Source organism: Phenylobacterium sp., from assembly GCF_025351295.1.
Classification (GTDB): Bacteria; Pseudomonadota; Alphaproteobacteria; order Caulobacterales; family Caulobacteraceae; genus Phenylobacterium.
Genome location: NZ_JANXWD010000142.1, coordinates 47,728 through 62,162, shown reverse-complemented (window position 1 = coordinate 62,162; position 14,435 = coordinate 47,728). Strand labels below are relative to the sequence as shown.

Sequence of the window (14,435 nt, the reverse complement as noted above, 5' to 3'; positions counted from 1 at the left end):
CCGCTAAGAACCGCCGCTCCCGCGGACGCTCCAGGCGCCCGCCGGTAGGTGACGTGGCCGAGTGGCTGAAGGCAACGGTTTGCTAAATCGTCATACGTGAAAGCGTATCCAGGGTTCGAATCCCTGCGTCACCGCCATCCTGCTTCGCCCGCCGGGCTTCGCAGGATTTGCGCCGCACACCACCAATGCGCCCTAAGCGGCGGCGAGCGCCCTGCGCAGGCCCTCGGGGTCGCCCCTGATGGCGCGCAGCAGGGTCCGGGCCGGACCGCTCGGCCGCTTGGCGCCGCGCTCCCACTCCTGCACCGTGCGGACGCTGAATTCATAGGCGGCGGCGAACTGCGCCTGGGTCATGCCGGTCGCGCGGCGGATCGCGCGCACATCGACCTGCGGCGCCATGTCCGGCGCGGCGTCGGCATTGGTGGCGATCTGCCGGGCGAGGTCCGCGTCGGTCATGGCATCGACCTTGCTCCAGTCCGTCGCCGCCAGCGCGTCCCGCGCCGCCTTACTCAAGGTCTTGGCCATACCGCTCTACCTCTCGACTGTTCGCCTTGCGCAGCGAGATCACCCGCCGCTCCATGCCCCGGTCGGCGAAGACGCACACGAAGAGACGTCCCCGGATGTTGCCGAACGCCAGATCGCGAACCTCGCCATATCGAACACATACCTCGCCCAATGCTACCTACGCCTGGGACGTAGTTTCGCTAAGGCTGCGCATACGCCTGGGGCGTAGTCCTTCGCGGCCGCGTGCTGGTCGGGGCGGGCGCTCGCCGCACCACTGTCCCATATTGAGACAATCGTCCCGCAAATCTGCCCTCCGAAGGGCAATGCATCGCGTCGCGCCGTAGCGCCTGCCGTCGCACCTTCCGTGCGCGGCCGGGATCAGGTACAGGTGTGGCAGGTTGACGCAGAGTCGACTGGAGGGTTCCTCGTCGTGAAGCTTTGGCGTCCGCTGGTGTCTACCGTTGCATCGATGATGCGGCCGGGGTCTGGACGTTCGCGCCGCGGCGCCGGCAAGCAGCTTCCCGACTGGGCGCATCGCATGGCCCGCGCCCAGCGCGCGCAGACCCGTCCTGCCTGATCCCTTCCGCCTGAATCGCTCGACTGCCGTTACGGCGCCGACCTAGCTGGACGGCGGGCGCGTCGATCCCGATGGCGCGGGCGCGGCGCGGGGCTTCGATGGAACTGATCCTGGTGCGCCACGGCCTGCCCGAGCGGCGCGACGACACCGCCGATCCGCCGCTCTCCGCCGAGGGCCATGACCAGGCCCGGCGCGTGGCCGCCTGGCTGGCGGAGGAAGCGGTCGACGCGGTCTATGCCTCCACCATGCAGCGGGCGAAGCAAACGGCCGAGCCGTTCGCCGCCCAGGCCGGCCACCGCGTCACCTGCCACGACGGCATCTGCGAGTTCGACCGCGACGCCGGCGCCTATGTTCCGATGGAGGTGCTGAAGCGCGAGGACTATGCGGCCTGGCTGCGCATGGGGACCGGCGAGCATAAGGTCGACATCGCGAGCTTCCAGGCCACCGTGGTCGAGACGCTGGAGGCGCTGGTCCAGGCCCATCCCGGCCAGCGGGTGGTGGTATTCTGCCACGGCGGGGTGATCAACGTCTGGACGGCGCATGTGCTGGGCATGGCTCCCAGGCTGTTCTTCGAGCCCGACTACACCAGCGTCCACCGCTACATGTGCGCCCGCTCGGGCCAGCGCAACGTGGTCAGCCTGAACGAGCGGGCCCATCTGCGGGCGGCGGGCTGACGCGCATTTCATTTGAATGACGCGGCGTCGGACGTGATCCTTCGCCCCGGCCGCACTTCAGCCGGCGCGAGGACCGAGCGCGTGACAAGCTACGACCTGATCATCGTGGGCGGTGGGATCGGCGGATCGGCGCTGGCGACCGTGATGGCGCGTGCGGGCCGCTCGGTTCTGCTGCTGGAGCAGTCGCTGACCTACCAGGACCGGGTGCGCGGCGAGTGGATCGCGCCGTGGGGCGTGGACGAGGTGCGCCAGGTGGGCCTCTACGACCTGCTGCTGGGGGCCGGCGGCCATCACCTGAGTCGCCACGTGACCTTCGACGAGGGCCGCGACCCGGCCGCGGCCGAGGCCGAGGCCCTGCCGCTGAACATCTTCCGCCCCGGCGTGCCCGGGCCGCTGTGCATCGGCCATCCCAAGCACTGCCAAACCCTGTTCGACGCGGCCGGGGCAGCGGGCGCCGAGACCCTGCGCGGCGTGACGGTGACTGAGGCGGTCGGCGGCGCCGCGCCCCACGTGACCTTCGAGGTGGGCGGCGAAACGCGCACGGCCACGGCCCGGCTGCTGGTGGGCGCGGACGGCCGCACGTCCCAGGTGCGCGAGGCGGCCGGCATCGCCCTGCATCAGGACAAGCCGCACCACTGGTTCGCTGGCCTGCTGGTCGAGGGCGCCGAGGGCTGGCGCGACGACCTGCAGGCGATCGGCACCGAGGGCGATTTCGGTTTCCTCGCCTTTCCCCAGGGCGGCGGCAAGGTGCGGGTCTATGGCGGCTACGCCCTGGACGAGGCGCGGCGGTTCAAGGGCGACGACGGCCCGCGCCGGTTCCTGGACGCCTTCGCGGTCAGTTGCAGCCCCGAGAACCGGCACCTGGTGGCCGGCCGCCCGGCGGGGCCGCTGTTCAGCTACATCAACGCCGACAGCTGGACCGATGAGCCGTTTGCGCAGGGCGTGGTGCTGGTGGGCGACGCGGCCGGCTGGAACGACCCGATCATCGGCCTGGGCCTGTCGATCACCTATCGCGACGTGCGCATCGTCAGCGATATCCTGACGGCCGGCGACGACTGGTCGACGCGCGCCTTCGCCCCCTTTGCCGAGGAGCGGGCGGAGCGGATGCGCCGGCTGCGGTTCGCCGCCAGCCTGCAGGCCGCCATCGACATGGAGTTCGGCGACGCCGCCCGCGCGCGCCGCCACAGCTACTACGACCGCGGCGCCGTCGACCCGAGCCTGAAGATGCACGGGATCGCGGTGATGGCCGGGCCCGAGATGGCGCCGCCGGAGATCTTCACCGAGGACCACCGGGCCCGGGTGCTGGGAGCGCAGGCCTGATGGACATCGTGGACTTCAACGCCCGCTGGCTGCAGGCCTGGTCGGACAAGGACGTGCCGGCGCTGGTCGGCTTCTATACGGACGACTGCGTCTACAAGGACCCGCAGACCGCGGCCGGCATCACCGGCGGGGCGGCGCTGCGCGACTACCTGACCGGCCTGTTCGCCGCCCTGCCGCCCACGCTCTACACGCCCGACGAGACCTGGCCGATTCCCGGCGGCTACTGCGGTCGCTGGTACGCGGCGATGGGCGAGGGCGGGTCGGCCGGACGGATGCGCGGCTTCGACCTGGTGATCCTGCGGGGCGACCGGATCGCGCTGAACGAGGTCTACGTCCACCCGCTGCCGGCATGACCCCGGACATCCGCCGGCCCGGTGCGGTCGACGCGGCCTGGCTGACGCAGGTGCTGCAGGCCGGCGGCGTGGACGCGGTGGTCGCTGCGTTCGACGCGGCCAACGTCGGCTCCGGCCAGATCGGCGAGAGCGTGCGGTTCAAGCTCCGCTACGCGCGAGGCGGTGAGGGCGCGCCGGCCTCGATCGTCGGCAAGTTCCCCTCGCCGGACGAGGACAGCCGCCGCACCGGCGTGATGCTGGGCAACTACGTCCGCGAGGTGAACTTCTACAGGACGCTGGCCGCCGGCGCTCTGGTCTCCACCCCGCGCTGCTTCTTCACCGACGCCGACGACGCCACCGGCGAGTTCGTGCTGATGATGGAGGACCTGACCCCGGCCGAGCAGGGCGACCAGCTGAAGGGCGTCACCCTGGACCAGGCGCGCCTGGCGGTCGAACAGGCGGCCCGCCTGCACGCCTCGCACTGGGACGACGACGGCCTGGAGGACCTGCCCTGGGTGTCGGGCGCCCGGGCCGCGCCGCCCAGCACGATCACCCCGGAGCTGGTGACGGGCCTCTGGCAGGGCTTCCGCGAACGCTACGCCGAGCGCCTGCAGCCGTACTGGATCGAGGTGGGCGAGGCGCTCACGGCGCGGTGGGGGGCCTATGGTGCGCTGCACGATGGCCCGCGCTGCCTGGCGCACCACGACTTCCGCCCCGACAACATGATGTTCGGGACGCCAGCCGGCGGCCGGCCCGTCACCGTGCTGGACTGGCAATCCTTCGCCTATGCGGCCGGGGCGACCGACGTGGCCTATTTCCTGGCCGGCGCCCTGACCCCGCAGGCTCGCCGGGCGGCTGAGCCGGAGCTGCTGGCGCTTTACCACCGCACGCTCACGGAGCTTGGCGTCACCGGCTATTCGCCGGCCGATCTCGCGCGGCACTACGGGCAGGGCGGTTTCCAGCTGTTCCTGACCGCATTCTTCGCCTCGATGATCGTGGTCCGCACCGCCCGCGGCGATGACATGTTCATGCAGATGCTGGGCAGCGCCGCCGACCACATCCACGACCACGGCGCGCTGGCGGTGCTGACCTGACCGCCCGTTGGTAGATTATCAGCGATCATTTATGCTGCGGCGACGAGACGGGGACCGGACGCGACATGGCTATCGAACACTTCGACGTGGTGATCGTGGGCGCGGGCCTCTCGGGCATCGGCGCCGGCTACCACCTGAAGACCGCCTGCCGTGACCGCAGCTATGTGATCCTGGAAGGCCGCGAGGCGATCGGCGGCACCTGGGACCTGTTCCGCTATCCCGGCATCCGCTCGGACAGCGACATGTACACCCTGGGCTATGCCTTCAAGCCGTGGACGGAGGCCAAGGCCATCGCCGACGGGCCCTCGATCCTGAAGTACGTCCGCGACACGGCCGCCGAGAACGGCATCGACCACCACATCCGCTATGGCCACATGGTCAAGCGCGCCGCCTGGTCCACGCCGGACGCTGCCTGGACGGTGGAGGCGGAGGTGGCCGGCAAGGTCCGGCATTTCACCTGCAACTTCCTCTTCCTGTGCGGTGGCTACTATTCCTACGAGGGCGGCTACACCCCGGAATTCCCGGGCGTCGCCGACTTCAAAGGCGCCCTGGTCCACCCGCAGAAGTGGCCCACGGATCTGGACTACGCCGGCAAGCAGGTGGTGGTGATCGGTTCGGGCGCAACGGCCGTGACCCTGGTGCCGGAGATGGCCAGGACCGCCGTCCACGTGACCATGCTGCAGCGCTCGCCCACCTATGTGGTCTCGCGGCCCGCCGAGGACGCCATGGCCAACCGGCTGCGCAAGTGGCTGCCCAGCAAGCTGGCCTATGACCTCGTCCGCGCCCGCAACGTGCTGGGCGGGATGTACTTTTTCAAGCTGGCCCGCGAGAAGCCGGCGGCGGTCAAGGCGCAGATCCTCAAGCTGGTCCGCGAGGAACTCGGCCCCGACTACGACGTCGATAAGCACTTCACCCCCACCTACAATCCCTGGGACCAGCGCCTGTGCCTGGTGCCGGACGCCGACATGTTCCGCGAGATCAGGGCCGGCCGCGCCTCGGTGGTCACCGACCACATCGACACCTTCACCGAGACCGGCATCCGCCTCACGTCCGGCCTGGAGCTGGAGGCCGACGTCATCGTCAGCGCCACCGGCCTGGTCCTCGAGGTCTGGAACGGCATGGAGATCTCGGTGGACGGCCGCCGCGTCGATGCCAGCCAGACGCTCAGCTACAAGGGCATGATGTACGAAGGCGTGCCGAACATGGCCTCCGCCTTCGGCTACACCAACGCGTCGTGGACCCTGAAGTGCGACCTGACGTGCGAGTACGTCTGCCGCGTGCTCAATCACATGAAGAAGACCGGCCAGCGCCAGGCGACCCCGGTGAACGACGATCCGGACGTCGAACACACGCCCTGGCTCGATTTCTCCTCCGGATATGTGCAGCGCGCGATGGCGAAGTTCCCCAAGCAGGGGACCAAGCCGCCGTGGCGGCTGAACCAGAACTATGCCCTCGACCTGATGAGCCTGCGTTACGCCAAGCTGGAGGACGGGACGCTGCGGTTTTCCGGCCCCGCCGGACAGGCCGCGCGCCCGGCGCCGAAACTGGCGGCCTGAACCGCTTGCGGACGGACCCCGCGGCGTGACATCTTACGTTCGTAATGCGCGCGAGGCGCTGAGGAGGTGCTGTGGCAGGCGAACGCAAGCGGCGTCGCACCCGGGGCGAGATCCTGGTCATGGTCATGGGTGGGCTGATCGCCCTGGGCGTCCCGACCGGGTTGCTGGTCGCCAACTTCCTGAAGGTCCGCGCCGCCAACATCCAGCTGGCCCACGAATGGTCGATCGACGGCCACCCCTGTCCGCAGGTCAGCAAGGCGGAATTCGCCGCGCGGCGGCTGAAGGCCCCGAAGGGCGTGCTCTATTCGAACGCCACGTTGTTTCGCCAGTTCGGCCACATGGAGTGCAGCCCGATCACCTACGACGGCGGCACCGGCCTGGGCGCCTACGCGGTCTGCCAGTTCACCGGGCCGAATGTGCTGAAGGTCACCACCAGCAAGGGCGAGTGGTACTTCGTGCCGGGCATGGGCCAGCCGGCGACCATCGCCACCCCGCACGACATCGCCCACTGCGTGATGGCCTCGAACTTCACGATGTGAGCGCCGCTCAGCCGGGCGCGTAGCAGTCCTGGACGGGAGGCTCGGCCTTGGGCAAGGGCGCCTCGGCCCCGCCCGTACCGCCCCTGGGCCAGCGAGAGGTGACGAAATGGCCGGAGTCCGGGGGCCGGAACCGGCGCGGGGGCGCCTTGGGCCGCGAAAGCTGAGCCTTGAGGCGCGCCAGCAGATCGTCCAGGCTCTCGTCGGAGCCGGTCTGATCCTGCATGAAACTGCGCTCTGTCATGACGCAGCGTTATACGCCTACGGGGCTTTCAAAACCACCCCGCGAGCCGGAACCCGTGCTATCGCGGCTCACGTCTTCGAGATCAGGGAAGGGACATATCGTGAAGCTCTTTAACTCCATCGGACCCAATCCGCGGGTCGTGAACATGTTCCTGGCCGAGAAGGGGGTGACCCTCGACAAGGTCGACGTCGACCTGCGCACGGGCGAGAACCGGCAGGCGCCGTACCTGGCCAAGAACCCGTCCGGCCAGACGCCCTGCCTGGAGCTGGACGGCGGCGCATACCTCAACGAGATCACCGCCATCTGCGAGTATGTGGACGAGAAGTTCCCCGGGGGCTCGCTGATCGGCGCCACGCCGGAGGAACGGGCGGAAACGCGGATGTGGACGCGCCGTGTTGACCTCAAGGTCTGCGAGCCGATGGCGAACGGGTTCCGCTACGCCGAAGGCCTGCCGATGTTCCAGAGCCGCATGCGCTGCCTGCCGGAGGCCGCACCGGGCCTGAAGGCGGTGGCTCAGGACGGCCTGCAGTGGTTCGAGGACCACATGGTCGGCCCCTACCTCTGCGGTGAGCGCTTCAGCCTGGCCGACATCCTGCTGTTCGCCTTCCAGGACTTCGGCAACGTGGTCGGACAGCCCCTGGATGCGAAGTACGTGAAGCTGAACGCCTGGTTCGCCGCCGTGAAGGCCCGCCCCAGCGCAGCGGCGAGCGCGTAGCGGCTTTCCCGCCCCATCAAGGGAGAGAAAAGCGCGACTTACCCCACCTTGCGGTCGCGGCCTTCCCAGTACGGCTTGCGTAGCTCGCGGCGCAGCACCTTGCCTGAGGGGTTGCGCGGCAGGGCGTCGATGAAGTCCACGGTCTTGGGCGCCTTGAACCCCGCGATCCGCTGGCGGGCGTAGGCGATGATGTCGGCGGGGGCGGGGTTCGCGCCGGGCGCGGCCACCACGATGGCCTTCACCGCCTCACCCCAGCGCTCGTCCGGGACGCCGATGACGGCGGCGTCGGCGACGCCCGGGCAGCCCAGGATCGCGTTCTCCACCTCGGCCGGATAGACGTTCTCGCCGCCCGAGACGATCATGTCCTTCACCCGGTCGTGGACGAAGAAGAAGCCCTCGGCGTTCATGTATCCGGCGTCGCCGGTGCGCAGCCAGCCGTCCGGGCGGATGGTCTCGGCGGTGGCCTCCGGACGGTTCCAGTAGCCGGCCATGACGATCGGCCCACGGATCTCGATCTCGCCGATGTCGCCGACCGCGACCTCATGGCCCGCCTCGTCGGCGATCCGGGTCTCCAGCGTCGCCCAGGGGCGCCCACAGGCGCGCATCAACTCGCCCCGATGTTCGCTGGGCGCCAGCGTCGTGCCGGCCCCGGTGGTCTCGGTCATGCCGTAGAACTGGATGAAGCCGCAGCCGAACGTCTCGGTCGCCTTGGCCAGCACCGCTTCGGAAATCGGCGAGGCGCCGTAGCTCACGGTCTTCAGGCTGGAGAAGTCGGTGGTCTCGACGCCCGGCGTCTGCAGCAGGGCGTTGATCATCACGGGCGCCAGGAAGCTGTGCGCCACCCGTTCGACCGCAATGGTCTCCAGGACGCGCGACGGGACGAATTCAGCCTGCAGGACGATCCGCCCGCCGGCGGCGAGGCCGGAGAAGCTGATGTTGGTGCCGGCCACATGGAACATCGGCATCAGGATCAGCACGGTGTCGTCCGCGCCGTACGCGAAGCCCTCCACCTGGTGTCGAAGCGCCAGGAACGCGGCATAGTTGGCGTTGGTCAACCGCACGCCCTTGGGCAGGCCCGTGGTGCCGGAGGTGTAGAGCTGCAGGACGTCGTCCGTGGCCTGCGGGGTCTCCAGCCGGGGCGCCGGGGCGGCGTCGCGCAGCGCGGCATAGGACTCGAACGCCGGGTGTTCGCCGCCCACCGCCACCACGCGGATCGGCCGCCCGGCATACTCGGCCACGGTCGGAATGCAGTCGAAGAACTCCGGGGTCACGAAGAACACGTCCGCGCCCGAGTCCTTCAGGATGAAGGCGATCTCGGGGACCGCCAGGCGCGAATTGATCGGCGCGAAACAGGCCCGCGCCTTGGCCACGCCGAAGAAGATCTCGTACCAGGCCTCCGACGGGCGTCCCAGCCAGGCTATCCGGTCGCCGGGCTTCACGCCCAGGCCCTGCAGCGCCGCCGCGACCTGGTCCGACCGGCGGTCCAGCTCCGCGTAGGTCAGGTCGCGGCCCTCGAACGATACCGCCACATGCTGTCCCCGCTCGGCGCCATGGACGCGTGGGATGTCGATCAGGGTCTTGATGGGATCGTCGATCATGGGGTTCCTCTCGGCCGGGCTTGTGGCCGCCCGTCTCCGCAGACTTGCTAGCCGAAGCCGCGCCGAGCGCCAACCGGCGCCCCGGCCCGCCTCACGTCACCGCCGCCCGAGCCTGGAACGCCGGCTGGTCCCAGGCCCGGGTCTCCAGCACCTCGCGCAGGATTTCCACCGCGTCCCAGACGTCGGCGTAGCGGACGTAGAGCCCCGGAAAGCCGAAGCGGGCGATGTCGGGCGCGCGGAAGTCGCCGACCACGCCGCGGGCGATCAGCGCCTGGACCAGGGCGTAACCGTCCGGATGGGCGAAGGAGACGTGCAGGCCGCGCTCGGCGATGTCACGGGGCCCGATCAGCCGCAGGCCCCGGCCGGCGCAGCGGTCCTCGACCAGCTGGATGAACAGCGCGCAGAGCGCCTTGCCCTTGGCCTCGACGGCGGCCGCCGAGGCCTCCAGCAGGATGTCGATCCCGCACTCCAACGCCGCCAGCCCCAGGATCGGCGGCGTGCCGCAGAGCTGGGCGCGGATGTCGGCGGCCGGGCGGAAATGGGGCTCGAACGCGAACGGCTCGGCGTGGCCCATCCAGCCGCTGAGCGGCGAGCGGACCGCCGCCTGGTGCCGTGCGGCGACGAACAGGAAGGCCGGCGCGCCAGGGCCGCCGTTCAGGTGCTTGTAGCCGCAGCCCACCGCCAGGTCGGCGTCCGCGCCGTTCAGGTCGCCGGCCAGGGCGCCAGCCGTGTGGCTGAGGTCCCAGAGCGCCAGCGCGCCCTTGGCGTGGGCCGCGGCGGTGACGGCGGCCATGTCCCACGTCCGGGCCGAGGCATAGTGCACGTGGGTCAGGGCCACGAGTGCGGTCTGCTCGTCGATGGCGCCGACCACATCCTCGGTCGGGACGATCTCCAGGGTCGCCCCGGCCAGCGCCGCCAGGCCCTCCAGCACGTAGACGTCGGTGTGGAAGTTGCCGATCTCGGTGAGGATCTTGCGCCGTCCGGGCCGCAGCGACAGCGCGCCCGCCGCCAGCTTGAACAGGTTGACCGAGGTGGAGTCGGCCACGACCACCTCGTTGGCCTGGGCGCCGATCAGCCGCGCGATCTTGTCGCCCACCCGCTGCGGCGCCTCGATCCAGCCGGCGGTGTTCCAGCTGGTGATCAAGTCGCGGCCCCATTCGCGCCGGACCAGGTCGTCGATCCGCGCCGCCGCCGTGCGGGGCAGGGCGCCCAGCGAATTGCCGTCGAGGTAGATCAGGCCCTCCGGCAGGTCGAACGACCGGCGGAAGCGGGCCAGCGGGTCGGCGGCGTCCAGGGCTTCGGCGTGTCGGCGGTCCATGCGCGCTTCTAAGCAGAGAATCGAACCTCGCCCAACAGATGGTCATCTCGCAGGCTCCCTTCCTCCTCGATGGGGGAAGGGCGGGGGATGGTGGTGTGCGCACGATGATGGGGTGAGGAGCTCTGTAAGGCGCCGGCGCTAACCCGCGCCGTCTGCGCCACCGCCGTGGCCACACCACCACCCAACCCTCCTCCATCGAGGAGGAGGGCTTTCGCTGTGCGATCCGTTGGGCGATCTCGGCAATCTTGCTTAGCGTCCACCTTGCCGCCCGGAAGGACGCTGGCGGCGCGACCCGTGCCGGAGCAGGTGCGGGGGGTCGTGGATCGGCTTGCAGCGGCGCACCCGCGGGCGCCAAGGACGGGGAGTCAGGCTGTGCCCATCGCGGTCATGTTTTCCAGGGCCATGACGTCGTTGGCGTCCTGCGCGTCCATGAGCTTCAGCAGGCGGGCGCGGGCGCGGTTCACCCGGCTCTTGATGGTGCCGAGCGCGCAGCCGCAGATCTCGGCGGCCTCCTCGTAGGAGAGACCCGCCGCGCCGACCAGGGTCAGCGCCTCGCGGTGCTCGGCCGGCAGTTGCTGCAGCGCCGCCTGCAGGGCGCGCATGGCCACCGTCCACTCCTGGGTCGGGGCGCTGTGCAGGGTGGCGGCGTACTGTCCGGTCTCGTCGCGCACCTCGCGGCGGCGGCGCACCACGTTGGTGTAGTAGGTGTTTCGCAGGATCGTGAACAACCACGCGCGCAGGTTGGTGCCCGGCTGGAACTTGTCGCGGTGGGTCCAGGCCTTGATCAGGGTGTCCTGCACCAGGTCGTCGGCGTCGGAGCCGTTGTGGCTGAGCGACCAGGCGAACGCCCTGAGGGCGGGGATCAGGCCGACGACCTCATCGCGCCAACTTGGTGCGGAACTCATACCGACCCCTAGGACTCCGGCCGTGCCGACCGACTAAGCGCCTCCCACCAGCCGCCCTTGAACGCCGCCCCGGTTCGATGCGTTCCGGCGGCGATCCCCAGGAAATCAGCGATCTTTCCGGCCGGCCGGCGTGGCGACCGCCTGCGGAGGCCGACAATCGTCCGGTCAAATGCAGCCACTTGCGCCGCAAGTGCGTTGTGCGCCGGCGAGGCGGCCCCCACATTGAGGGCCGGGAGACGGTCGCCATGCGGCCGGACGAGGGGAGTTGGCATGCGCGAGTCCGAACGTCCTGGGGCGCAGCTGCGCGGCGCCGTCCGCGCCGCGCCGTCCGACGCGCTCGAGCGCTACCAGACGTTGAGGCGAGCCTCCGAAGCGCTGACCCGTTCCCTGACGCCCGAGGACATGGGCGCCCAGTCGATGCCGGACGCCAGCCCGACCAAATGGCACCTGGCGCACACCACCTGGTTCTTCGAGACCTTCATGCTCACCCCGCACCTGGCCGGCTACCGGGTGTTCGACGCCAGGTTCGGCTACCTGTTCAACTCCTACTACGAGGCCATCGGGCCGCGGCAGCCGCGGCCGGCGCGCGGGCTGATCACCCGGCCGTCGGCCGCCGACGTCCTGGCCTATCGCGCCCACGTCGATGCCGGGATGGCCAGGCTGCTGGCCAACGGCGCCGGCGATCTCGCCGGTCTGCTGGACCTGGGCCTGGCCCACGAGGAGCAGCATCAGGAGCTGATCCTGATGGACATCCTGCACCTGTTCGCCCAGTCGCCGCTGTCGCCCGCCTTCGCCCCGCCACGGCCGCCCGCGGCGCCCGCCGAGATGACGCCCGCGACGTATGTGGCCTTCCAGGGCGGGCTGGTGGAGATCGGTCACAATGGTCAGGGGTTCGCCTTCGACAATGAGGCCCCGCGCCATCGCGTCTGGCTGGAGCCGTTCCGCCTGGCCGACCGCCTGGTGACCAACGCCGAGTGGCTGGCCTTCATGGCCGATGGTGGCTACGCGCGGCCGGAGCTCTGGCTCTCGGAGGGCTGGGCCGTGGTCCGCGCCGAGGACTGGCAGGCGCCCGTCTACTGGCGCCCCGCGCCAGGGGCCGAGGACGGCTGGCGGGCCATGGGCCTGCACGGCCTGCGCCCGTTGGACCCCGACGCCCCGGTCAGCCACGTCAGCTACTACGAGGCCGACGCCTATGCCGCCTGGGCCGGGGCGCGGCTGCCCACGGAGGCGGAGTGGGAGCACGCCGCCGCTTCGGTCGCGCCGGAGGGCAATTTCCAGACCTCCGGCCGCCTGGCTCCCCAGCCGGCGCCGGCGGGCGAGGGCCTGCGCCAGATGTTCGGCGACCTCTGGGAGTGGACCCGCAGCGCCTATCTGCCCTATCCCGGCTTCAAGGCCGCGGCCGGCGCCGTGGGCGAGTACAACGGCAAGTTCATGGCCGGCCAGTTCGTGCTGCGCGGCGGGGCCTGCGTGACGCCCGGCGGCCACGCGCGCGCCAGCTACCGCAACTTCTTCTATCCCGGCCAGCGCTGGATGTTCTCCGGCCTGCGGCTGGCCCTCGACGGCCTGGGCCAGGGACATGGCGTCTCGGACTTCGAGGCCGACGTGGTCGCCGGCCTGGCGCGGCCGAAAAAACAGGTCCCGCCCAAGCACTTCTACGATGCGGAGGGTTCGCGCCTGTTCGAGGCGATCACCGAGCTGGAGGAATACTATCCGACCCGCACCGAGATCGCCCTGCTGCGCGACGCGGCGCCGGAGATCGCCCGCCACATCCCCGACGGCGCGGCGCTGGTGGAGTTCGGCAGCGGCGCCAGCACCAAGACCCGCATCGTCCTGGACGCCGCGCCGCAACTGGCCGTCTACGCCCCCATCGACATCAGCGCCTCGGCGTTGGAGGGCGCGGCTCAGGCGATCCGCGCCGACTATCCAGGGCTGACCGTCGCCCCGCTGCGCGACGACTTCACCAATGCGCTCAGCCTGCCGTCAGAGACCGACGGTCGGCCCGTCGTGGGTTTCTTCCCCGGCTCGACCATCGGCAACTTCACGCCGGACGAGGCTCGCGCCTTCCTGGTCGGCGCACGGCGCCTGCTGGGCGCGGGCTCGGCCTTCCTGGTGGGCATGGACCTGGTCAAGGACGCGGCCACCCTGGTGGCGGCCTATGACGATGCCCAGGGGGTCACGGCGGCGTTCAACAAGAACCTGCTGACCCGCATCAACCGCGAGCTTGGTGGGGATTTCGACCTCGACGCCTTCGCGCACCGGGCGGTGTGGAATGCCGTCGACAGCCGGATGGAGATGCATCTGCTCAGCCTCAGCGACCAGACGGTCCAGGTGGCCGGCCGCGCGTTCCACTTCGCGGCGGGCGAGACCCTGCACACGGAGAACTCCCACAAGTTCACCCTGGACGGTTTCGCCAGGCTGGCGGCTTCGGCCGGCTGGACCTTGGAACGGCAATGGGCCAGCGAGGCGCCGGCCTTCGGGATGGTGCTGCTGCGGGCGTGAGGGGTGGCGCTGGTCCTGCGCGCCAGGACAGCAAGCGCAGCCTGGACGCAAGCGCCCCCCCACAGGCCGTGGGGAGGCGCGCTGTGACGTTCAGGCCGGATCGAAGGTCGGCCTACGCCTCTCGGCCGCGGGTGCGGCCGCCGCCGCGGGAGGCCTCGCCGCCCTTGCGGCCAGCCGTGGCGGCCAGATCGCGGTCCTTCGCGAAGCTGCGCTTCTCGCTGGGGACGGAGGCCCCGCCCTTGCGGGCAATCTCCCGGCGGCGCTCGGGGTTCATGGCGGCGAAGCCGCGTCGGGCGCGGGGCTTGTCGGTGTCGATGGTGGGCATTGGGGGGCTCTCCTCATCGGGGGACGTGGGGTCGAGGTCCCGCGAGGCGCTGGGGGATTGTAGGTCGTACCGTTTCGACGGCTTTGACATGACCTCTCGCGGGGGCTTGTGGGGCTAACCCCCGAGTGGCGGTCAAGGTTGCGTCGCTGCGACCGGTTCTTATTCCTGCCGCAATGCCTCGATGGGGGTCGAGGCGGTCTGCGCGCCATTTGCCACATACCGCCGCTTCGACGCAGTATCG

15 protein-coding genes and 1 tRNA gene are annotated in these 14,435 nt (G+C 70.3%); 9 read left to right on the top strand and 7 right to left on the bottom strand.

The window, feature by feature from the left end; all coding sequences use genetic code 11:
- Positions 1-47: 47 nt before the first annotated feature.
- Positions 48-137 (top strand) — tRNA-Ser (locus Q0R13_RS19820).
- Positions 138-192: 55 nt separating this feature from the next.
- On the opposite strand, the gene Q0R13_RS19815 is transcribed toward Q0R13_RS19820, so the two are convergent.
- Together Q0R13_RS19815 and Q0R13_RS22670 are read right to left on the bottom strand one after the other, a co-directional pair.
- Positions 193-522, bottom strand: a complete 330-nt coding sequence (locus tag Q0R13_RS19815) for a helix-turn-helix domain-containing protein (protein WP_293907203.1) — start codon at positions 520-522, stop codon at positions 193-195.
- Positions 503-673 (bottom strand): BrnT family toxin, encoded by a 171-nt coding sequence (locus Q0R13_RS22670; RefSeq protein WP_366853305.1) that lies wholly within the window; start codon positions 671-673, stop codon positions 503-505. Before Q0R13_RS22670 ends, Q0R13_RS19815 begins: the two co-directional genes overlap by 20 nt.
- A gap of 503 nt (positions 674-1,176) precedes the next feature.
- Here Q0R13_RS22670 and Q0R13_RS19810 point away from each other — a divergent pair.
- The 6 genes from Q0R13_RS19810 to Q0R13_RS19785 all read left to right on the top strand — a co-directional run bounded on the left by Q0R13_RS19810 (position 1,177) and on the right by Q0R13_RS19785 (position 6,593).
- Positions 1,177-1,752, top strand: a complete 576-nt coding sequence (locus Q0R13_RS19810) for a histidine phosphatase family protein (RefSeq protein ID WP_293907201.1) — start codon at positions 1,177-1,179, stop codon at positions 1,750-1,752.
- Between the two features lie 81 nt (positions 1,753-1,833).
- On the top strand, positions 1,834-3,072 hold the full coding sequence (locus tag Q0R13_RS19805) for an FAD-dependent monooxygenase (protein ID WP_293907199.1): 1,239 nt from the start codon (positions 1,834-1,836) through the stop codon (positions 3,070-3,072).
- On the top strand, positions 3,072-3,425 hold the full coding sequence (locus tag Q0R13_RS19800) for a nuclear transport factor 2 family protein (RefSeq protein ID WP_293907197.1): 354 nt from the start codon (positions 3,072-3,074) through the stop codon (positions 3,423-3,425). The genes Q0R13_RS19805 and Q0R13_RS19800 overlap by 1 nt, the downstream gene beginning before the upstream one ends.
- Positions 3,422-4,498, top strand: coding sequence for a phosphotransferase (locus tag Q0R13_RS19795; RefSeq protein WP_293907195.1), 1,077 nt, complete (start codon positions 3,422-3,424; stop codon positions 4,496-4,498). Before Q0R13_RS19800 ends, Q0R13_RS19795 begins: the two co-directional genes overlap by 4 nt.
- 65 nt (positions 4,499-4,563) lie before the next feature.
- Positions 4,564-6,054: an NAD(P)/FAD-dependent oxidoreductase gene (locus Q0R13_RS19790; RefSeq protein WP_293907193.1), complete on the top strand. Its 1,491-nt coding sequence runs from the start codon at positions 4,564-4,566 to the stop codon at positions 6,052-6,054.
- 71 nt (positions 6,055-6,125) lie between these two features.
- On the top strand, positions 6,126-6,593 hold the full coding sequence (locus tag Q0R13_RS19785; RefSeq protein WP_293907191.1) for a hypothetical protein: 468 nt from the start codon (positions 6,126-6,128) through the stop codon (positions 6,591-6,593).
- Positions 6,594-6,600: 7 nt separating this feature from the next.
- Here Q0R13_RS19785 and Q0R13_RS19780 read toward each other — a convergent pair whose 3' ends face one another.
- Positions 6,601-6,816 carry a hypothetical protein gene (locus tag Q0R13_RS19780; protein WP_293907189.1) on the bottom strand — a complete coding sequence of 72 codons (216 nt, stop codon included), beginning with the start codon at positions 6,814-6,816 and terminating at the stop codon, positions 6,601-6,603.
- Between the two features lie 118 nt (positions 6,817-6,934).
- On the opposite strand from Q0R13_RS19780, the gene Q0R13_RS19775 reads away from it, so the two are divergent.
- Positions 6,935-7,549 (top strand): glutathione S-transferase family protein, encoded by a 615-nt coding sequence (locus Q0R13_RS19775; RefSeq protein WP_293907187.1) that lies wholly within the window; start codon positions 6,935-6,937, stop codon positions 7,547-7,549.
- 38 nt (positions 7,550-7,587) lie between these two features.
- On the opposite strand, the gene Q0R13_RS19770 is transcribed toward Q0R13_RS19775, so the two are convergent.
- From Q0R13_RS19770 to Q0R13_RS19760, 3 genes are all read right to left on the bottom strand, one after another.
- Entirely contained in the window at positions 7,588-9,147 is a 1,560-nt protein-coding gene (locus tag Q0R13_RS19770) for a long-chain-fatty-acid--CoA ligase (protein WP_293907185.1), read from the bottom strand.
- A gap of 91 nt (positions 9,148-9,238) precedes the next feature.
- Positions 9,239-10,465 (bottom strand): kynureninase, encoded by a 1,227-nt coding sequence (gene kynU, locus Q0R13_RS19765; RefSeq protein ID WP_293907183.1) that lies wholly within the window; start codon positions 10,463-10,465, stop codon positions 9,239-9,241.
- A 365-nt stretch (positions 10,466-10,830) separates the two neighbouring features.
- Positions 10,831-11,370 (bottom strand): sigma-70 family RNA polymerase sigma factor, encoded by a 540-nt coding sequence (locus Q0R13_RS19760; protein WP_293907181.1) that lies wholly within the window; start codon positions 11,368-11,370, stop codon positions 10,831-10,833.
- Positions 11,371-11,640: 270 nt separating this feature from the next.
- On the opposite strand from Q0R13_RS19760, the gene egtB reads away from it, so the two are divergent.
- The gene (gene egtB / locus Q0R13_RS19755; RefSeq protein WP_293907179.1) at positions 11,641-13,869 is read left to right on the top strand and encodes an ergothioneine biosynthesis protein EgtB; all 2,229 of its coding nucleotides are present in this window, start codon (positions 11,641-11,643) and stop codon (positions 13,867-13,869) included.
- A 112-nt stretch (positions 13,870-13,981) separates the two neighbouring features.
- Here egtB and Q0R13_RS19750 read toward each other — a convergent pair whose 3' ends face one another.
- Positions 13,982-14,194 carry a general stress protein gene (locus tag Q0R13_RS19750; RefSeq protein ID WP_293907177.1) on the bottom strand — a complete coding sequence of 71 codons (213 nt, stop codon included), beginning with the start codon at positions 14,192-14,194 and terminating at the stop codon, positions 13,982-13,984.
- Between the last annotated feature and the right edge of the window lie 241 nt (positions 14,195-14,435).